At 59.2% G+C, this 20,455-nt stretch carries 16 protein-coding genes and 2 pseudogenes; 5 read left to right on the top strand and 13 right to left on the bottom strand.

Annotated features, from left to right (window positions below):
• Positions 1 to 117: 117 nt before the first annotated feature.
• Entirely contained in the window at positions 118 to 1,008 is an 891-nt protein-coding gene (locus FHX08_RS25770; RefSeq protein WP_184327834.1) for a LysR family transcriptional regulator, read from the bottom strand.
• Positions 1,009 to 1,111: 103 nt separating this feature from the next.
• Here FHX08_RS25770 and FHX08_RS25765 point away from each other — a divergent pair, with 103 nt between their 5' ends.
• The gene (locus FHX08_RS25765; RefSeq protein ID WP_184327833.1) at positions 1,112 to 1,378 is read left to right on the top strand and encodes a helix-turn-helix domain-containing protein; all 267 of its coding nucleotides are present in this window, start codon (positions 1,112 to 1,114) and stop codon (positions 1,376 to 1,378) included.
• Between the two features lie 318 nt (positions 1,379 to 1,696).
• On the opposite strand, the gene FHX08_RS25760 is transcribed toward FHX08_RS25765, so the two are convergent.
• Positions 1,697 to 5,767: a helix-turn-helix domain-containing protein gene (locus tag FHX08_RS25760; protein WP_184327832.1), complete on the bottom strand. Its 4,071-nt coding sequence runs from the start codon at positions 5,765 to 5,767 to the stop codon at positions 1,697 to 1,699.
• A 100-nt stretch (positions 5,768 to 5,867) separates the two neighbouring features.
• On the opposite strand from FHX08_RS25760, the gene FHX08_RS25755 reads away from it, so the two are divergent.
• Positions 5,868 to 6,470, top strand: a complete 603-nt coding sequence (locus tag FHX08_RS25755) for a type IV toxin-antitoxin system AbiEi family antitoxin domain-containing protein (protein ID WP_184327831.1) — start codon at positions 5,868 to 5,870, stop codon at positions 6,468 to 6,470.
• Positions 6,467 to 7,384, top strand: a complete 918-nt coding sequence (locus FHX08_RS25750) for a nucleotidyl transferase AbiEii/AbiGii toxin family protein (protein ID WP_184327830.1) — start codon at positions 6,467 to 6,469, stop codon at positions 7,382 to 7,384. Before FHX08_RS25755 ends, FHX08_RS25750 begins: the two co-directional genes overlap by 4 nt.
• Before the next feature lie 821 nt (positions 7,385 to 8,205).
• Here the strand turns inward: FHX08_RS25750 and FHX08_RS25745 are convergent.
• A complete protein-coding gene (locus FHX08_RS25745) occupies positions 8,206 to 9,219 on the bottom strand; it encodes an IS110 family transposase (RefSeq protein WP_184327829.1) in 1,014 nt (337 codons plus the stop codon).
• A gap of 101 nt (positions 9,220 to 9,320) precedes the next feature.
• A complete protein-coding gene (locus tag FHX08_RS31670) occupies positions 9,321 to 10,313 on the bottom strand; it encodes a TRAFs-binding domain-containing protein (RefSeq protein WP_184327828.1) in 993 nt (330 codons plus the stop codon).
• A 49-nt stretch (positions 10,314 to 10,362) separates the two neighbouring features.
• Here FHX08_RS31670 and FHX08_RS25735 point away from each other — a divergent pair.
• Positions 10,363 to 10,596, top strand: a pseudogene (locus FHX08_RS25735) (NTP-binding protein); the annotation flags it as partial.
• A 44-nt stretch (positions 10,597 to 10,640) separates the two neighbouring features.
• Entirely contained in the window at positions 10,641 to 11,612 is a 972-nt protein-coding gene (locus tag FHX08_RS25730; protein WP_312862189.1) for a TniQ family protein, read from the top strand.
• Here FHX08_RS25730 and FHX08_RS25725 read toward each other — a convergent pair.
• From FHX08_RS25725 to FHX08_RS25690, 9 genes and pseudogenes are all read right to left on the bottom strand, one after another.
• Positions 11,592 to 13,619 carry a bifunctional DedA family/phosphatase PAP2 family protein gene (locus tag FHX08_RS25725; RefSeq protein WP_184327827.1) on the bottom strand — a complete coding sequence of 676 codons (2,028 nt, stop codon included), beginning with the start codon at positions 13,617 to 13,619 and terminating at the stop codon, positions 11,592 to 11,594. The genes FHX08_RS25730 and FHX08_RS25725 overlap by 21 nt on opposite strands.
• A gap of 9 nt (positions 13,620 to 13,628) precedes the next feature.
• Entirely contained in the window at positions 13,629 to 14,180 is a 552-nt protein-coding gene (locus tag FHX08_RS25720) for a phosphatase PAP2 family protein (RefSeq protein ID WP_312862203.1), read from the bottom strand.
• A 58-nt stretch (positions 14,181 to 14,238) separates the two neighbouring features.
• Positions 14,239 to 14,520 (bottom strand): annotated as a pseudogene (locus FHX08_RS31665) (MFS transporter); the annotation flags it as partial.
• Between the two features lie 84 nt (positions 14,521 to 14,604).
• Positions 14,605 to 15,444, bottom strand: coding sequence for a hypothetical protein (locus FHX08_RS25715; protein WP_184327825.1), 840 nt, complete (start codon positions 15,442 to 15,444; stop codon positions 14,605 to 14,607).
• Between the two features lie 76 nt (positions 15,445 to 15,520).
• On the bottom strand, positions 15,521 to 15,910 hold the full coding sequence (locus tag FHX08_RS25710; protein ID WP_184327824.1) for a hypothetical protein: 390 nt from the start codon (positions 15,908 to 15,910) through the stop codon (positions 15,521 to 15,523).
• Positions 15,911 to 16,145: 235 nt separating this feature from the next.
• The gene (locus FHX08_RS25705) at positions 16,146 to 16,397 is read right to left on the bottom strand and encodes a DUF1344 domain-containing protein (protein ID WP_184327823.1); all 252 of its coding nucleotides are present in this window, start codon (positions 16,395 to 16,397) and stop codon (positions 16,146 to 16,148) included.
• Positions 16,398 to 16,479: 82 nt separating this feature from the next.
• On the bottom strand, positions 16,480 to 19,134 hold the full coding sequence (locus FHX08_RS25700) for an FtsX-like permease family protein (RefSeq protein WP_184327822.1): 2,655 nt from the start codon (positions 19,132 to 19,134) through the stop codon (positions 16,480 to 16,482).
• Positions 19,116 to 19,799 (bottom strand): ABC transporter ATP-binding protein, encoded by a 684-nt coding sequence (locus tag FHX08_RS25695; RefSeq protein WP_184327821.1) that lies wholly within the window; start codon positions 19,797 to 19,799, stop codon positions 19,116 to 19,118. Before FHX08_RS25695 ends, FHX08_RS25700 begins: the two co-directional genes overlap by 19 nt.
• Positions 19,792 to 20,454, bottom strand: a complete 663-nt coding sequence (locus FHX08_RS25690; protein ID WP_184327820.1) for an ABC transporter ATP-binding protein — start codon at positions 20,452 to 20,454, stop codon at positions 19,792 to 19,794. The genes FHX08_RS25695 and FHX08_RS25690 overlap by 8 nt, the downstream gene beginning before the upstream one ends.
• Position 20,455: the final 1 nt, after the last annotated feature.

Below are 20,455 nucleotides of genomic sequence, written 5' to 3'. Positions count from 1 at the left end.
TCGGTGGAAAAACCGGCTCAGTTCCGCGTGGAAACCAACACCGAACTCTTAGAGGCGCCAGAGGCTTGGAAATCCCAGTGCCATGTCGGCAACCGGCGTCCCGGCCCTCTCCTGCCCTCACCGGCCCGGCCGCGCCAATGACCGCGCGATATCGATGATGTCGTCACGGCCGGCAGTCGGATCCTCCCGGTTCCAGGCGACACCGAGCCCGATCTTGAAATCGATGCCCTTCACCTTCTTCAGCTCAAAGCCGCGGTTCGGCAGATCCTGCGTCCATTCCGGCACAAAGCCGATCCCAAGCCCGGCCGAGACCAGCGACACCAGCGAGAAGGTGTCGTCACAGGTGTAAGCGACATTGTCGGTCAGATCGTGCTCCTCGAACTTTTCTGCGAAATAGCGCTCGCTGTAGGAGAGGTTCTGGCGGGAGAACGAGATGATTTTCTCGGAGCGCAGATCCTCAAGATCGATCTCGCTCTTCAATGACAGCGGGCTCTCTTTGGCCACCGCCAGCAGGTAGCGCTCATGAGCAATCGAGAAGAAGCGCAACGAGCCGATATTCTCCACCGGCCGGATGAAGCCGAGATTGACGCGGCCTGCCTCGATATGGCGGATGATGTCATCGGTGGTGCCGCTTTCGATATGCATGCGGATGTCGGGATATTTGCGGCCGATGCGCGACAGGAAGGATGGCAGCACGCCGATGGTGGCCGGATAGACGGTGCCAATGGCAATCCTCCTCGCTGCCTTACCGGCCACCGACCGGGCGATCTCCCTCGACAGATCGACTTCGCTCAGAATCCGCACCGATCGGTCATAGAACGCCGCCCCTGCCCTCGTCAGTTCCACCCTTCTCGTCGAGCGGATGAAGAGCTGCACGCCGAGTTCCTTCTCCAGCGCCATCACCTGGTTCGACAGCGCCGGCTGGGCGATATGCACCTTGGCTGCAGCCCTGCCGAAATGCAGCTCCTCGGCCACCGCAACGAAATAGGACAGCTGGCGTAGTTCCATAGAGCAAATCTCCTCGTGATGCCTCTCCAAATCCTGCATCACGATTTAATTAGGGACTGTCAGTCCGTCGATTGTCAAGCCTCGTATATGCGTTTCTTGTCGAATGGATGTTCGAGAAACGATCGGCTGGAACCTACGACGCCTGCGCGTAGCCAAGGGGCTATCGCAAGAACGCCTCGCGTTGGAATCGGAGATCGACCGGTCTTACGTCGGGCGTGTCGAACGCGGAAAGGAAAACGTCACGGTGTCGACGCTGGCGGCTTTTGCCCGGGTTCTGGAGGTGGATGTCTCGGCGCTGTTCTCCCCTATCGATCCCAACGCCCAAAAGCCAAACGCTCTTCAGTCCGGGAGAAAGCGAAAGCGATCCTGACGCCAACAGTATGTCAATCGCTCATGTATTGGCGCTCTTGAAAGGATGTGAACCATCGGCCCAGTTATTGCAATTGAGCTAAGATACCGAGATTCCTCAACGCGGCACCTCTGTACGCCTCTCGCAGGAATAATGGGCCGAGCGCCTTCCTAATCTACTGGGTAGCTTAGAAACACGGTCCTCATGCGGCCGAAGTCAGTTCTTTGACCGTTCTATTGTGACAAAAAGGGCGATGCGCATTTTCGGCACATGTCCGCACGTCTCGCAAGACCCCCGTTCATTCCCATCACTCTGACGGCAAAGTCGACAGGGAAAACACTAGTCGCGCCAATCTAGCCGTTCGGCCAGCTCGTCCTCGCGTCTGGCGTCTCGCTCGTAGTAGTCCGCAAGGCGGATCAAAGCGTTGGCCGTGCGAGGATAATCAAAAATGAGGGCATCTGCCCACCGACGATAGCGCGCTTCCTCTCTTCGCTCCAACAATCCGCCATCGCGAGGCATACGGGTTGTCACGCCGCGGCGGTTCATTTTGCCCACGACGAAGCCGTCGATCATTTCCTTACTGTGGAACAGATCAATGACCTCCCTGACAGCCTCGGCTGGCCAATTGCCATCCATGCCATCTGGTGACGAGGAGAGCATATGCCCGATGCGGCTATCGCCGATATCAAGGCGGCCGGCCTCGCGGGCGAGCTTCCTCGCCTCTTTAATCCATTCAGTCAGTCTGATTGGATCGATTGACCCGTCGCTCTGTGAGCCAGGAATTCTGTTCCAATGTCCGAGCAATGCGTAAGCACGGTTCGCCACAGCTTTCGCCATTTCAGGCATCGCGGGCACCGGTTCGTCCGCGTCACTGTCTTCATCATCGCTTTTTCGATAGACGGCTTTCAGGAGATCGACAAAAAGCTTCGGTTGTTTCGAAAGCTCGGCGAGAAGCGCTTTTGCAGGTCGCTGGGAATGCTCGAGGACTTCAAGATAATTCCATTCGAGCGTCGCGAGCACTTCCTGCTCGACATCATCGCGATTGTCGAGGATCTGCATGAGCTCCGCAACATGATGACGAAACATGCCGAGTTCATTATGGTTTACATCGCCAGTGAACGGTTGCTTTGCTGCCTCGCGCAGTACCTCGATGATAAGGTCCGAAGGAAGATCGGACTTTCGCATCCGGCCAGCGAGCCCCACCGCTCGCAGTGGCACGCCCATCTGAATGAGCTTCCGTACAGCATATACGACGTCATCCTCGCGATCATCAATCCACATGACCTGCGCGGTCTGCCAATATGTCGTTTCGATGGCGCCGCCGATTTCGGCGACGCGCTCCCAGACCCAGCGAGCTGCAGGCATGGCGCGAACTAATGTGAGAAGCGCCACCTCGTTCCAGTTCTCAGCAAGTGCTTTCTCGATCAGGCCCTCGAGCCATTCTTTCTCACGATCCCGCGACGCGGTGACCACAATGCCATGCGCGACATCCCGTTCTGAGGGATCCTCGGCTTTGAGAAAAAACTCAAGCAGGCTATCGAACTCGGTGGAGGGCAGGCCAGCATCGTAAAGCGCCTTGCCAATGTAGCCTGCAGCTTCCGCTCGTCGTGCAAGCTTTTGGATCCCCTGGATTCCTCCGACTTCGTAAACTGACGCCGCTGCTCGCTTGCGGGCTTCCTCAATATCGCGTTGTTCCGTTTCCCAACCGGCAGAGACGCGGTCAGGGAGTTCCACGGTCTGGTTGAACAGCCATGCCTCCCTCTCGATCGGATCGACAGGAGCAAACCGATGATAGACCTCTTCCAAGGCGATCAAGACGGGCTCGTCCAGCGACCATTCGGCATCGGGAAATTGCCGATGTCTGTGGAGAGTTGAACGGAGCTTGCGCCACATGGTAGCGCGAGCGTCCACGTCAATCATCTTCGGCTCGGCGGCGGCAAGGTTCGCGAGTGCGACTTCCGTGCCCGGGACGAGGTCGGCGAGGCAGTCCAGCAGGTCCGACCACCGTTGCGGATCAAGCCCAGCATCATCGAGCAAACGCTTGCTGATTTCCGTTGTACCTCGTTCTACGAGCCCCCAGGTGAGGACTTCCTCGTCATCTACCGAGTAGTCACGCCACCGCGGCACAGCAGACGGCGACATGTGATCGCGCCCCTGCGGAAGTATTCCGATCATCAGCTTCCAGGCACTCGCCGGCTCGCGCTTCCTGATCAGGTCAAGCGCTCTCAGTCGTTCGTCGAGTGTCGCAAATGTCTCCGGATGCCATAGAAGGTGGATGTTGCGAAGGCTGTTGGCCGGGCCGTTTGTGAATCGACGCGGCTTCGCATCAATCGCGTTGAGGCGTGCGAGCACGTGGGTGACACGCGGCATAAGCTGCTTTGACCAGGCGAGGGATTCGAGAGCCCACATCAGGTCGGCAAGATGTTCCTGACCGGTAATCCCACCTCCATCGCTTCCGAAAAGCGCCTCGATCGGAGGCTGATTTCGATCAAGGCTTTCCTCGATAGCGTCCAGGAATGCACCCGGAGCGGCCTCCGCGAGGAGCCTGAAATCACCTGAGAGAGACCACCACCGATGCCCGTCGGCTCCATGGAGGAGTTTTCGCACGATATGATCTACACGTCGCCCCACGTCTGGAACTGTCCGGACCCTGTCGCCCCATAGCGCCATCAGGATCATCGAATGACCGATCCCGTGACGCAGGAGGCCAGAGTAGGCGGGCTGAATTCCGCGGACGTTGGCCATCCAACGGTCATCTGGTTCCATATCGAAACGGGGGTCCGATGCGCCAAAAATCTCCAAAGCCGCAGTCTCATACCGGGAGATATCATCAGTGGTGAGATTCTGAGCGAGCAGAAACCAGGCATCGATTGGCGAGGTTATACGCCATGCCGGTCCAACCTTCTGCAAGGGGCTGTCCAAGTCGCGAACCATAGGAGCTAGCTCCTTGATGATTTCTTCATATGGCTGGCCAGCGATTTCCTCGAGAATGCGACAATCATCCTTTCTCTCTTCATGCCAGCCACCAATCAGCAGCGCTGCCAGTAAGGCGCGAGGGGGTGACGCAACTGCCCAGGCCGGCAGGCGGCCCGGCGCGCCCGGCAGGCGCCGCCTGAGGACCGACAGCTCTCGCGCGCTATCGCGCGCAAGTGTTTCCGCCCGTTTATCAGACATGCCAGCTGCGATAAGCGCGTTCGCGATGCCTTCCCGAGACGGCCGGGCAAGTGTCCTCGCATCTCCATTGACCGCCGCCCGCTCATCATAGATCTGAAGGACGAAATGTCCCTTCCCGGCAAGGACCCGGCTGAGGCCTGGGTTTGGATCCGTCAAAACGAGTATGAGAGACCCCGAAGCATCTCCAAGCCGTCGCGCAGCATCTTCGCTCGTAGCCACAAGGCAGCGTGCGCGGTAAGTCTGCGCAAATTCATCCGGCAACTCGCTCAATGCCGCATGAAAAAACGCCACAGCTTCGTCGGCCGTTGTCGCCCGGATGGACATGACCGACGGAGGGGTTCTCAGCCATCGAAGTACCGCCGCGACATCCTCGTCGCGGTCGGTAAGGACGAGATCGGCCGTGAGCGGCAGTTCCGTGGCTTGCGACCACTCGTTCCACACGTCCTCTAGCTCGCGAGTTTCGTCGGGACGCTTACCGAGCCTTCTTGCAAGCCACGCGCCGACGGCCGGGCTTTGCTCGATCCAATGCACCAGGTCGTTTACGTCGTAGACCCGGACGTCGCGCCACGGACCCTCCTTCTTCCGCGTCTTCGCCCATTCGTCTTTGCCCGGCCAATGCCGGGGTGTAACGAAGATGTAGGTCGCATCAGCAGGCTCAATGGGTGAAGGGTTTAGGCTACGTTTCTCGTAGTCTGCGGTGGCCTTATGAGAGACATTCTTGCGCTGGGCGCCAATTTCCCAGCCGGCCTCACCTTGCGGGACATAAACACTTCCCTTCGCAGTAATTGTGTGCCCGTCCCAGCCCGAGTGCCGGACACCTTCATCAGAAGGAAACCGCAAGTGGGCCGATCCATGTGTGGCACGGACGAGGTTTGCAATCAGCGTCGGTAGGCCAGAAACGCCGTCATTGCGGTCTGCCCAATCTGAAAGATCCTGTGCACTCACCCAGCGAATGGGCATACCCGGTCGATCGGACACGTCCATTGGCGGAATGGCTGGACCGATGACTGCACCTGTCGGCAAAAACCGTACGCCGGCGGTTTCAAGCGCGCTCCTGATTGCCTGTGCGTTGTTGGAGACAGGTGTTCGTTGTCCTCGTTCGAAATCAGCGATAGTCGAAGTCGCTACGCCTGCATTCTTGGCGAGGTCTTGCTGAGACCACGCCAAGAGGGCGCGCGCGGCGCGCACGTGTTTCGGTGTCAGTTCAGAGATCTGGCTAGACTTCATCATGGTCATATGAAATATATGACGTCATGCGATTAATTCAACCTGTTATTTTTTTACGGCAAGACGTATGTATCTGCCTACATAAGGTAACAAGTAAGGCGATGGTCATATGAATTATCGGGATAGCGCACTCGAACTGGCCAGATCTCGCGGCATAGTGCGGGCCCGTGATTTCAAGTCCGCTGGCATTCCACTTGTCTATCTGAAACGCCTGACCGATTCCGGCGATCTCGTGCGACTGGGACGTGGACTGTATCAGGATCCGGACCGTGTCGGTGAGCATGTCGCACACGATCTGGCAGAAGCTACCCGGCTGATGGCGAACGGCACAGTCTGCCTGATCAGCGCACTTCGCCAACACGAACTGACCACTCAGCTACCGCACGCGGTCTGGATGATGATCCCCCATAAGGCAAGAGCGCCGAGATCACCATCGTTTCCGCTAAAAATCGTTCGGGCAAGCGGTGATGCGCTTACGACCGGCATTGAGAGGATATCGGTCGAAGGTGTCGAGGTGCCTATATATGGCGTCGCAAAAACCGTAGCGGACTGCTTCAAATATCGGCGCCTTGTTGGCGAGGATGTCGCGATTGAAGCACTTCGCGATGCGCTGCGATTTCGCAAGACCACACCAGGCGAACTTATGAAATACGCAGCGATCAACCGATGCTCGGCGCGCATGGAGCCTCTTATCCGGGCGCTACAGGAATGACTAAAATAATCAAGGACAAATCGGCGTCGATCCGCGCAAGACTGCTAATGCACTCGAAGCAGTTTGGTGAGGAATATCAGCGTACTTTAACACGCTTCGCTATCGAACGTTTGCTTTTTCGGCTAAGTCAGTCGGATGTGCGCGACCGCTACGTTCTCAAAGGAGCGATGCTCTTCGTAACCTGGCCAGAGCATGTCTTTCGACCGACCGGCGATCTCGATCTCTTGGGTCACGGCGATCCTGACCCCTCCGCGATAGTTGAAACCTTCCAGCAAATCTGTGCGGTCGAAGCCGACGACGGTCTGCACTTCGACCTTGCGAGCATCAAGGTCGATCCGGTCCGGGAGGCGGACAAGTATCAGGGCGCGCGGGTCATGCTGAATGGCAAGCTCGCCAGAGCGATCATTCGCGTGCAGGTCGACATCGGCTTCGGAGATCATGTCTATCCGGCCCCCAAGCTCGCATCTTTCCCAAACATTCTTTCGGATCTGCCGGCGGCCAAGATCCTGATGTATCCGCCCGAAACCGTCGTCGCAGAGAAGTTCGAAGCAATGATCCGTTTCGGACTGACAAACGGCCGGATCAAGGATTTCTATGACATCTGGCTCACAACCCAGATTTTTCGATTTCAGCTCTCAACTGTGATAGATGCGATAGCGGGTACATTGACGCGCCGAGGCACCGACGTCCCGACGGCGACGCCGCAATGTCTCGAACAGGCTTACGCGACAATCGCCGACGAGAAAGGTCTGTGGCGCGGTTTCCTCGAGCGCAACCCGCCAATGCTTGCGCCTCCCGCCTTTCCGGAGCTTCAACGCCAGCTCGCGCGTTTCTTTGGACCAGTCATTGCTGGCCTTAATGCGTCCGTTAGCGGCGACAGCAACTGGGACCCGATCGAATACAGCTGGCGATAGCCGATCGGGACCTCTCCTGTCTTACTCAACCCGCTGATGTGCCGGGTCAGACTGCCAAAGGAATCTCATTGGCTGCGCTAACGAGGCAACTCAGCCGATGTGGTCGGCACCTGGCTGCGGCCGTTTATGCAGTCGCAATCGGACTCATTTGGCCTGAGGTATTGTTGAAACGCCATAGGTCGTGTCCGCGATAGTGCTTTCCAGAAAAATTGGATCGTTACGTCTCCAAGCCCTAAGATAAACCACACGTTCGATCACTACAAAGTCAGCTCTTGTGCCTCCTCACGCCATCTCCTGTTCGCGATCCTTGTTACCCACTAAGGCACTAAGGGTCACCTTGGTTTTCTCAAAAGTCTCCACATGCTGAACTGATGGGGTGGATGCCCCCTTCGGCGGGCGTCGTATGATGCCTGCTCAGCGCCGGGGTGGCGCTCACGAAGGAGAGGCAGATGACAGCAGTGCATATCCTTGCGATCGACCTTGCAAAGCGAAGCTTCCAGGTCTGTGCAACAGATCGCGGCGGGGCGTGTGTGGATGCCCCCGTTTTGGCAAGAAGAATTTTCTGACGATTGTCCTCGGAATAGGAATTCTATCGGTCGTGTGTCAGGCCTCTCGATGTGGCCTGAGTAGCCACGGGCCGGGATGCAGTTCGAAGAACAAGGGCCACATCGGTTCAGAGAGCTTTTCTGCTCGAGCGCCGGGACTGGTTTACCCCATTCTGAACATTGAAGTCCTTTCCGCATCGTTTCGTCAGTCGATCTTCTCACCGGAGCTCTTCGCCCCAGGCGCTTTCCGCGTTGCCTTCACATGAAGGCAGCGGATCACGCCATTCTGTAGTTCTGTTCCCTCGTCATCATGGCCCATATGATGCGGGCCATCTTATTGGCGAGCGCGACGGCCGCCACCATTCGAGGCTTTCGTCCCAGGATGCTCCCCAGCCAATTGTCGGGTAAGACGCCCTTGCGCACGATCCAGCGGATCAGACTCATCGCTCCGACGATGAGCAGCTTGCGAATGTCAGTCTGTCCCATCTTGCTGACGCTGCCCAGACGGGTCTTTCCACCGGTGGAGTGCTGTCGAGGCACAAGGCCGAGCCAGGCGGCAAAGTTCCGGCCGCTTCTAAAGGCGCGAAGATCGGGAGCAAACGCGAGGATTGCTCCCGCCGTCACAGGTCCGACGCCCGGAACGGTGCAAAGCCGGCGCATATCTTCATTCGCTTTGGTGGCCTCTCGAAGCCTCAGGGTCAGGCCGTCGATCTTCTCGGTGAGCAGCTTGATCTGCTCCAGATAAAGATGGCCGACTTCTCTCACTTCCGCAGGGAGATCAACAGCCTTATCTGCCAGAATGCCTGCGACCGCTCCGAGATTGGCTGGTCCTTGCGCAACGATTATCCCAAACTCTGCGAGATGTCCGCGCAGTGCGTTGATGAGCTGCGTGCGCTGACGGACAAAGCACTGATGTGTGCGGAATGCAACGGCGCGGGCTTGATGCTCGGCACTCTTTACCTCGACATAATGCATGTTCGGGCGAAGCACGGCCTCCGCAATCGCGGCTGCATCGGCCGCGTCATTCTTCTGGCGTTTCACGAACGGCTTCACGTAGATAGGCGGGATCAGCCGCACGTCATGGCCGCGGCTTTGAGCGAACCGGCCCCAGAAGTGACTGGTGGCACAGGCTTCCATCGCCACGATGCACGGCGATTGCTCGCTCAGAAATTGTTGCAATCGAGCCCGCGACAGGACCCGGTTAAATAGAACCGCCCCGCCGCGATCTGTTGCACAGACCTGGAAGCTTCGCTTTGCAAGGTCGATCGCAAGGATATGCACTGCTGTCATCTGCCTCTCCTTCGTGAGCGCCACCCCGGCGCTGAGCAGGCATCATACGACGCCCGCCGAAGGGGGCATCCACCCCATCAGTTCATGCCATTCGGGTGGGTTTAGCTTCCTGAATTCATCTTCGTATAATGCACCCTCCGCAGTGCGGCCGAGTCCATACATCGTATTCGCCAAGGTGCATAGACCCAAGCCTGGTCGGAGCGCTCAGAGAAGGAAGGCTCCGACACTATAGACTGCAATATGCCAACCAGGGCTACCCGCGTCTTGCTTGCGCTCATTTTGTCGAATAGTCGCTCCGCCGGATCTTCTTGCTCGATGGAACGCATATCGAAGCAGCTGGCCAGATTCTCGCCATTGTAGTAGTCGCGCCTGATTTCGAAACCGCGACTATAATACCTGAGAGCGAAATCAAGATGCACACGTTCCCCCTGCAGGAGCCAAAGGTTTTTATGGATGGCTCCCGTGATCCCGAGGGTTTCCGGATCATTGGAATCATCGGGCTTGAGCACTTCCATAATTTTTAACGCTCGCAGCAGGGCGACCTCTGCGGATGGCTTTTGGGATTTATAGGTCGCCAATGCAAATTGCTGCCTAAAGGATGGTTCCTCGGGCTTCAATTCGGACGCCTTCTCAAACGCCACGGCCGCTCCGATCATATCGCTGGCATCGAAAGCGTCCCTACCCTGCTGCAGGACCGCACTCAAAACCTGATGGGCTTCCTCTGCCTCGTTCAACACCTCGGCGTATTGCTCATCCGATAGCCGAGGCCGCTGCAACTTCGGTAGATATGTGTAGACCGGACTATCTGGAACGGTCGATGCCAGCGCCTTCTTTATGAGGTCGCCGAGTTCGGCACTGGCACGTTTGGCTTCTTTATGGCCGATATCTGGCCCGAGGTGCTCATACATAAACGTATTGATATGATTCAGGTCGAAATGGAGTTTCCCGTCCTTTTCCTTCATGATGACGGTAGTATTCGGCCGTAACGCGTGCCTCACTCCCAGTTCGTAGACAGCATTAACATTTCCTGTTGAGATGTCAGCAACCACGACCTCGGCCCGGAGAAGTAGGTCGTACATTGCGACATCGATCACGCCGCTCGCATTGATGTCGATTGCTCGAATTGGTCGAAGCCCCGCAGATTCGGCAGCGGCTAGTCGCTTCGACCTAGTGCCAATTCCTCGGTGGCAATATGACGAGAACTATCTGATGCTGCTCGACAGCCTCGAGGCCGCTTTGCCGCTTGTCCGAACCTCGGACCTATCAAACCAGCCAATGGCGCGCCGGATATACAGCCTCTCGGAAGGCTTGATCGGTGAGATCGTTGGCATCGTCACCAAAGCAGCCGTCGCTGCGATCAGATCCGGCGCCGAACGTAGATCCTCGGGCCGGCAATCAGCATCGGCGAACGATATCGTGACGTGGCCTCTCATCGATGGCCCGTTATCGTTGCGCCACAGTTCGACGAGCTGCTGTCGAGCTGGCTACATCGGCTTGCCTTTGCCAATGGTGTTGCGCCTCGAGCGTTTGCCCGTGTGCTCGGCCTGGCGCCAGGTATGTGGTCCGCTTCGCTTGATCTGAGGCTTCCGGGCAACACCGCAAGCCAGCTGTGTACGAATACCGGCGTTTCTCTCGATCACCTCTCGGGCATGACGTTGTCGCACGCGCTACCGAAACGCATCTTGTTGCCACTTCGCAGTAGCGGTCGGCGCGATCGCTCGACCTGGCTGCAATTCTGCTCGAGGTGCCTTGCCGAGGACCCACATCCCTACTTTCGGCGGCGATGGCGGCTGGCAAGCCGGGTTGCATGCTCCAGGCATGGCTGTAGATTGCGGGACCGATGTCCCTTCTGCCGCAGTCGAATTGCGGTATTCGACCAGGGCAAGCTCGTGCCGCAACATTATTGTGTCCGTTGTTGGTACGATCTGCGCCGCGCATCCATCGTCGCGATCAGTCCAGGAGCAAAATGGTTCGACGGCTGCATCGACGATATCTTTCGGTCGGAAGCACTTTCGAGCTCGCCGCCGGGTCGGGCGCTCGTTCGACGTCTCCAGAGCATTCCTCGGCTCGCCGGTAGCTTTCCAGAATCTGTCCTTACCAATCTCTCCACCGCTGCGCGGACGCGCTGCGTCGAACGGTTGACACGTCACCTCAGTGACTGGTTGATGAATGAGGAGGATGTGGACGATGGTGTGCGGCAAAGTTTGATCCCGGCTGCGGACAGCCACAGCTCATTGGTTGAGCTACTTGTGGCAGCCCTCGCGCCCAAAAGGGGACGGCCATCAACCGCGATGAATGGCCGCCGTCCAACTTTGGACCCTGCAAAGCTGTTCAAAGCCCATATAGAGACCTTAGACATGCGCTCGTTGTCGTCAACCGGGATCGGACAGTAGCAAAATACGACCATCCCAGTCGGCATTCTCCGCAGACCCAGATCTCGCAACGAGCCGGTCCGACTGAGAAGTGCCGAGAAGCAGGCCGCGTGACGCATTCACGTTCGATCGTGTTTGGGAGACGGTGATGAGAGAAACTGGTCGATCGAAATGCTCATCGACCACTGAGCCGATCCAGACATCGGATGAGTTCCTATCTGACAATTCGAGGCCACTTGCCCACAGCCGCAGAACGAAGCGTGACGCCTCCGGCATTTTGTCGTTTGCCAACACAAGAGTAAGGGTCGGGAGCCTGCCACTAGCCAGACGCGGGACCACCGGCAATTCGACGGGAGCGGCCTTGGCCGTAAGCCAGCCGAGCGCGTTTGTCGCGGTCCACGGAGCGGGCGTGCGCCAACCTATATTTTGCAAGTGCTGCTGGATTACTGACAGGCTGCCAGCCCACTGAACCGTCAGGGGTTCCTCAATCTCGCCAAACATATCGATGCGATGAGACGGAAGCCTTTCCCAACCCTTCGTCCACCAGTCGGTCGCCGTCATCGTCTGTTCGGCCGGTTTGAAGGCGTAACGACCGGTGTCAGAGGAATGGTGCCTGTAGACGTTCAGGCTACCCACCAGCGCAAGCGCCGTGATGCTGACAATCGCAAGACCAATCACGCCATAAGGCTGAGTTGGCTTGCGCAGGTATGTGAACGCAAGCACGGCGATCCAGGCGGTCCCGAAAGCCAATCCTCCGGTCACATCCGAGAACCAGTGGGCTCCCAGATAGAGGCGCGAAAACGCGATCAGAAGCACAATAAACGTGGCCGTGAACGCGATGGGCAGACGCCAGGCTGGGCGCAGCCCGAGTGCAATCAGGAAGGCGAGGAACCCGCAAAGGATGGTGTTGGCGGTGCTGTGGCCGCTCGGAAAGGAGAAGGCGCTGGAGCCAGTATAAGACAACCCGGCGGGACGCGTGCGATGGAGCGCAATCTTGATCACTGTATTGATCGCCGAAGCCCCAGCGATTGCAAGCAACCAGAATGCGGCGGTCCGCCAACTGCGTCTCCAGGCGAGCCAGAGCAAAACGGCGGTCGCTACAGCTACGACGACGACGGTGTCGCCCAGTTCGGTGACCGCGATCATCACGGCGTCGCCGGGTCCAGTCCGCAGGTCCTGGAGAGCGTTGTAGATTGCTGTGTCGGCCCTGACCAAAGGATCGCCGCTAACGACGTCTTCCAAGATGCCGAAGAAGAGCCAGGCAGAGCCGATCAGCACGACGGCCAGAACGGCAAGAAAGCGCACGTCCGGCCGTGCGGGATCAAGAAGATCAAGGACGATCCGACTGGAGCGGGAATCGCGAGCGGCCGCCCAGGTTCGCAGCCTCTGCGTTGCCGCCAAAGCGAGCGGAATCGCATGCCGTAGTGACAGACGAACCGCGTGGATTGCCGCCCGGATCGTCACAATGAGGATGATCAGCAGGATGGCAAGCGGCGCGGCCGCCGCGCCGAAGTGCTTGAACGCGCTTCCGACCAGGACTGCAGGAAGAATGTGAGACGGCGCCCAGACAAGTGCGGAAAGGATGTTGGCCACGTAGAAGCGCGATACTCGCATTCGAAGAGCACCTGCGATCAACGGAATGAAGGCGCGCACGCCCGGGACGAAGCGGGCGATGAAGACGCTCTTGTCGCCATGACGTGCAAAGAAGGCTTCGCTTCGAGTAACAAGATCGGGATGGCGGTTGATCGGCCAGCTTTCGAGGATTCTTTGATTATAGCGATGACCGATCCAGAACGAGAGGCCGTCGCCGAGGATAGCACCGACGACCGCGGCGGCGAGCAGCGGCCAGAGGGTCACTACACCCGTTGGAACGAGAGCGCTGATAGCCAGAATGACGGCGGTGCCCGGCACGACCGCTCCGATCACCGGGATGGATTCCGACAGGGCCAGCAGGAGCACGGCCGCATAGGCGAAATGCGGATGCGCTGCAATGAATTCGGTAACGGCAGAAAAGAACGACGCCACCATTCCAGGCCTTTACAAGATCCTCGTAATGAGCCGGTCCAGTCGCGTCCCCTCCCAGTAAAGGGCGCGGATGACAATCGCGGCAACGATGCCGGTCAATGCTCCTCCGAGCACGTCGCTCACATAATGCGTACCGATGTAGACTCGGGAGACGGTCACCAGGAGGGCGGCGGCGAGGAACCAGTGCCCGAGACGGCGCATTCCGTGCATCAGAAATGCAGCCGCGATCGCGAATGTTGCGGTCGCATGATCGGAGGGGAAGGAGGGATCGGCGCTTGGGGCAATCAGGAGATGGCTGATACCTGCGTCATAGGGTCGTATGCGATGGACTAGCAACAGGATCACCTGATTGATGGCGAGACCGAATAGAAAGGAAAGCCCTGCGGCGACGAGTGCGTGGCGCGTGTGATCCCTGTCGCCTTGTCGCCACCACTGCCCGGCGACTGCCAGAACCAGAAGCGGAACGCCGATTGCCGAGACCCATATCATCAGAAAATCGACGGCGGCGTTGGTTCCGGCAAGGCTGTTGACGGCACGTGTGAGGGAGGCATCCAAGTCGTACAATTGCATCTCGACATCCTGCTCTGAGATTGGTTCGATCTTTTTCTGTTGTGCCTTCCAGTCAGGCACCGGCATTCATTGTGAGCCAGGAGCGGACGGCCCCGAAACCGGCGATAGTCAGCGCTGCGAATCCTGCGCCGGCGAGGAATGTCCGTTGCGGATCCGCGGGGAATCGCACCCGCAATGACGCTGGCGAGCAGCAGTGCAATCTCGGTGATCAGGTTGAACATGCCGAAGGTGTGCCGCGCAGTTCCGCAGGCGACGTGTCGGCAACCAACTTCGCCAGCAGCCCTTGCGTGAACCCCATATGCAGGTCCCGAAGAACGACGCCTAGTCCCGCGCCGTAAGCGTCCATCGGAAATCCATATCAACGCCCTAAACCGACACTGGTGTATTCATAGGTGACAATGTAAATGGCGGCCCATTTTTAGAGCTCTTCTTCGGCAACCATAAACCTCTCGCCTCGGCTGGCCTTTGTCAATTTGCCATCCTCGTCGATCTCAGCCAACTCCTCGCCTTCATGCCGCACGCTCATGAAGGCGACGATCGTGACGATCGCGGCGAGGAAGATTGCACTCGTTATGATCGTGCCGAAACCGAGGCCGCCATATTGTGCGGGCTGAGACATCAGGTCGCCAAACGAAGCACCCAGAGGCCTTGTCAGAATGTAGACCAGCCAGAAGGCAAGTATCGGATCGAGACCCAAGAAGAAGTAGCCGATGGCAAGCGAGATGATGATCATGCCGAACAGGACGCCGGTAGCCAGGTATCCCAGCGCGAATTTTTCGGCTACCAGATCGCCGGCGGCCGTGCCGAGCGCGAAGGTGAACAGAATGGCGAGCCAATAGAAAGCCTCGCGCCGCCCGGTGAATATGGAGTGGATCGAAAGAGTCCGCTCCGTCTGGAACCACCGCAGGAAAGTTACCGCCAGGGCGATCGAGAAAGCAATGGTCGTATCCAGCAGCGGCACACGGAAGTTGTCGACCAGATTGTCGGTAATCAACGTACCAACGATGCTGATCAGCACCACGGAAAACCAGTAGGCGGCGGGAACATATTTCTTCTGCGCAAACTGCCATACCAATGCGACGGTCAGAATAGCAGACATAATCAGCGATGTCGCCGTCAGCCCCAAACCCATTTGCACGTTAAGATAGTCGGCCGCGGTTTCACCCATGGTAACGGCCATCAGCTTGATGAGCCAGAAATCGGTCGTGACGCGAGGAACGCGATTATAAACGGCAGCTTTGGCAATCGGTGCAGACATAACGGGTCTCCTTTAACGAGCTTTGAACGTCTCGCGGGCAATTCGGGCATGCGGGATGACTCGGTTCGCCGACCGCCTATTGAGCAGGCTGCGCCGGATTGTTGAGAACCGCCATGAGAGCGGCAAGCGTCTTATTGACTTTGTCCGCCGACGGAGCGGATTGACGCAGCGCCTTCAGGGCCGCGTCGGAGGCGGCGTCAATATTGTTCCAGTCGTTCGGGTTCAGCGGACGGATCGCGGTCTCGGCCTGGTCCCAGGCCGTCTCATAGTCTGTGATGCGCTTTGCGGCGGCCGACAGATCCCCCTTGGAAGCGAGGCTCTGGACGTCGGCGATGATGGCCTTGAACGATGATAGATCGCCGAGATTCCCCGTTTTGGCGGGAGCGTTGTTGGCGTAGAGTTCAAAACTCGTGAAGGCCGCCACCGGAGCGGCAATGAGCGCGATGACAAGAAAGATCTGTCTCATCAGCGGATTTCCCGAATTTGGCAGTGCAAGGAAGGCGTCACTTCAGTGTCACCCCTCGCCGGTTGAATGGCCCGCGGTGGCAGCGCCATACGTTCGCTCCTGTGCCGGCAGCTTTCGGCTGGCCTGCTTTGACTACGCGGGTTTAATTAGCTGAGAATTAGAGCGGATATCGGCGTAGCACCCGATAGTAATCACCGGGTGCGGCGGCCGGTAATGGCACCGGCCGCCGCAATCTTCATTTCTGCGGAACCAGATGGGAGACAACCGCCTTACCGCCCTTGTCCGCATAGGTTAGCTGGACCTTTTCGCCGACGCTGAGTTTGGTGTCTTCGATCCCTTCGGGCAGGACGTAGGTCTTTCCGTCCGACAGCGTGATCGTATCGGCATTCTTGCTGATCGCGGTGATCGTGCCGGACGTCTGGGCAGCGAATGCGGTACTGATCGGCGCCAGCACCAGCATCGCGGCCATAAGCATTTGCGTTTTCATTGTCGTTCTCCTTTCATGGCTTCAGCCCCGTCTCTGCAAACTTTCACAACCGCAGCATGGTCTTGCCAAGTCACGCCCGTTCTCATTCACCTCTGAGTTTCTCGGTGACATGTGTCCGGCTACGCATCGCTTCGCCTGTCGCGGCCAGCAAAGCGGCGCCGGCCGCCGTGACAATGAGGGCAGCGAGATAGAGCCAGGGCACGGAAAGGACATCGGGCGGCGGATCGAACACGCCCGTCAGCAGCTTGACGAGCACATAGGCAATCAGGGCGCCCGCCAGGAGACCGAGGACCATGCCGCTGCCGACGACCAGTGCGGCTTCGCTCCAAACGAACGCGCCGAGTTGTCGTGGTCTGGCCCCGAGCGCGACGAGGACTGCGAAGGAGCGTTCGCGGTCGGCAAAGCCGAGGCCAAGTACCAGTCCGCCCGAGGCAGCCAGCACGACCAGCGCGAAGATCAGCTCAAGCCGCGTCAAACCGGCGAGATCGACTGCGGTGAGGCTCGACCCGATCAAGGCGACTGCATCACCGATCTGACTGACCTTGAGCCCAGGAAGCCCCGCAGCCGCGCTTTGGGCGGCCCGCGCGATGCGGGCCGGATCGCCGTTCGACCGGATGAGAACGACCTCGCTTTCCGCAGAACCTGTCTGCTGCGCAATGTAAGCGGCGTTGGCCACCAGAAACGAATCCTTGGGTGCAGTCGGGAATTCGCGGACCACGCCCACTATGTGGAAGGGCACGATATGGTATTGGTGATCGGTCGCGTTTTGCAGGCGAAGATTGATGCTGTCGCCGCGACTGAGTTGGTAGTCGTTGACCGTTTCCTGCGATACGAGCACGCCGTCGGGCGTTTGTGCAAGGTCGGTGAGTGTCGCCTTGGCGTCGCCATTGGCGAAATAGGCATCGGACATCGCCGTGGCTGTCCCGATGCGCACCGGATCGATGCCGTATAGATCCTGAAGGTCGGTTCCGACGTAGGCGTATCGATGTTGCATCGGCTGGGAAGCCACTATGCCCGGCAACTTGGAAAGACGCTCGAGCGCCTGGGATGCGGGCACTGCGGATGTGCCTGTGACGGTGATGTCGGCCCCGTTGGTGAGTTCAGCATCGACCCGTGCCTGAGCCTGATAGGTCGCGTTGAAAATCGCCGTCGATGCGGCGAAGGCAAAGGCAAGCGCAGCCAGGCCGATGCCCGCAGTCAGTCGCGGACTTTGCCGTCCCCATGTTGCGGCCACCACATCCGCGAGACGACCGGCGACGGGTCGCAAGCCTCTGGCGATCACCGACCGGCCTTGTTGCAACCCGGCCCCGACCAGTCGCATCGCCGATAGCCCCATGCCAGTCCAGAGCAACAAGGGGGTGAGGAAGGCGGTGTAGTCGACCGCCGACGCTGCCACGCCTTCCGGCGCAAGAACGACCTGGTATCCGCTCGCTGCCGAACGCCAGTAGAGCGCTGCAGCGAGCGCCAGCAGCACGAGGTCGAGATGGAAGCGGGCCCTAGGCGGTGTCCGGTCATTGCCGATTGGCCGCCGCGCGACCGCAACGGTCGAGCCGCGTGCATCGCGCCAGGCGGGGATCAGGATCGCTGCGAGCGAAAGCGCGATCCCGGCCACCGCCACAGCGCTGAGCAAAGGAACAGCTGCGCTGCGCAAGAGCACCACCCCGAGAATGAAATGTGCAGCAGCAGCAGCAAGGAGAATACCGAGGATCGCACCGCCGACGCCCGCAACTGCCGCTTCAGCGGCAGCCAAGCGAAGAACCGTATCGACCGTTGCCCCCCGCAAGCGCAGCAACGCCTGGTCGCGGCGACGTTTGTCCCGTCCTGCTCCGGCTACGGCAAGGGTCAGCAGGATGGCAAGGATGGCGCCGGGGGCGCCAAGGAACAGGAAAACCAGCCGCGCATAGAGGGCATCCTCGCGCACCGCTCCCAATCGGGCCGCCAGGTTGTTTGCAAGCAGCGCGGTTCCAGCGACGCGAGCCTCGAAATTGTGGCCGCGCTCAGCTGCCCAGGTGCTCGCAGCGACCGGGTCTGACGGAAGATCATCATGATCGAGCTTGACGTGGAACTCGGTCCGAATGGTATCGGGCCGTCTGGCACCTTGCTGCTCGAACACCTGCTGCCACTGAGATATCGGCAACAGCAGAACGTTGTCCGGTGGCGCTTGCGGTGCAGCGCCAGCCGGGACGCCGATCGCCTGAAACATCGCATCGGCGTTCGGCAAATCGACGATGCCGGCGATCGTCACGCTGAGATCAGGCGCTTGGTGGCGGTGGATGATGACCTGGTTCCCCACCGCGACATGCAGGTTGGCGGCAGCCTGCTGCGCTATCAGGACGCCCTCGACCGATCCTGCGAGCCCTCGAACCTGTGCCGGGAATTGGTCGAAATAGCCCGGTCCGATGCCAAGCACCGTGCCGCCACCCGAGGTCTGCACGGTGCCTCCCGTGTTCGCCTCAAAGCCTGGTACGTCGGCATAGTTGATCAACTGCAAGCCGGCAACCCGCGCGGCGGAACGGATCGCAGCCTCGATTGCAGTATGATCTGCCCCCGGCAGCGACTGAACCTGCCAGTCGACGGGAACCTGGGCGACCGACCGCGCCGTCATCTGAGCCGCGCTAGATTGCAAAAAGGCACCGAGGCACGCGATAAAGGCGACCGTGAGCGCTACACCGCCGATGGTCCCGACGAGGCGGCCGGAACGGGTTCGCACAAGTCCGATCAACCAGTGCCTATACATGTGAGCCTCTCGTCCATGCTTTCAAATTTGCCATGACGCATGCGCCAGATATGGTTCATTTTCGCCGCTACGCGCTCATCATGCGTAGCGATGATGATGGCGCTTCCAGTCTGCTGTCCCCACGCAAGGAGCCGGTCGACCAGCAACGCAGCCCCAGCCTGGTCGAGTTGGCCTGTCGGCTCGTCAGCGACGATCAATTCCGGATTGGTGACAATGGCACGGGCTACGGCTATCCGCTCAGCCTGGCCGCCGGAGAGCTGCTCCGGCAACTTTCCTGCGAGCGCTTCGACGCCGAAAGTGGCAAGTGCTGCCAGGGCGCGCGCCTCGGCTTCGGAGCCGTTACCGAGAAGGATCGGTAGCTCGACATTCTCGACGGCGGTGAGTGCGGGCATCAGGTTCGCAGATTGGAAGACGACGCCGATCCGCTCGGGGCGCAATGTGTCGGGCGAACCAAGCCCAGGCCATTCCACTCGTCCTGAACTCGGGACGTCCAGTCCTGCGATCAGGTTTAAAAGGGTCGTCTTGCCGCAGCCCGACGGTCCCACGATTGCAATAGTTTCCCCGGCTTTAATCTTGAACGCGCATCCCTGAACGGCTGCCACGACGTCACGTTCGCGCTGGAAGCTGCGCCAAAGATCGGCGGCCACAACTAGGGTTCTAGTCATGCACGATGCCTCCATTCCGGATGTCGATCATGCGATCGGCTTGTGCGGCGAGCGCGCCGCTGTGCGTAACGACCAGGACGGCAGTGCCGCTGCGACAAATTTCGATGAGGCGATCGATGACAAGCTGTTCCGTTGCCGCGTCGACTTCGGCAGTGGGCTCATCGCAGAGCAGGATCTGTGGTTTTGCTGCGAGCGCGACGGCTAGGCCAGCACGTGCTGCCTCCCCGCCTGAAAGGTGGGCAGGTAATATTTCGGCGAGGCCATCGAGGCCCAGGCTGCCGACAAGATCGTCAATTTCGCCCGATCGGCCGCGGCCGGAAATCTCCATCTGAAGACGGATGTTGGCTCGCACCGTCAGATGCTCGAACAGATTGCCGGATTGCATGAGCATGCCAAAATGGCGCGCCCTAAGCCGAGCCCGCTCCGGCTCGGGGCGCCGGGTCATGCGCTCGCCGAGGACAGACACCATCCCCCCGTCCGGCTCGTCGAGCCCGGCAAGACAGGCAAGCAGCGTCGATTTCCCGCTGCCCGACGGGCCCCTCAAAGCGGTAAACTCCCCGGCATCGAGCGTGAGGGCAACCCCGCGCAAAGCCACGACTTCGTCGTCGCCTGCATGATAGAAGCGATAAAGCTCGGTCGCCTCCAGTACACGCATG

The organism is Rhizobium sp. BK529 (genome assembly GCF_014194105.1).
Classification (GTDB): Bacteria; Pseudomonadota; Alphaproteobacteria; order Rhizobiales; family Rhizobiaceae; genus Rhizobium.
This window is presented reverse-complemented; position numbering and strand designations above follow the sequence as displayed.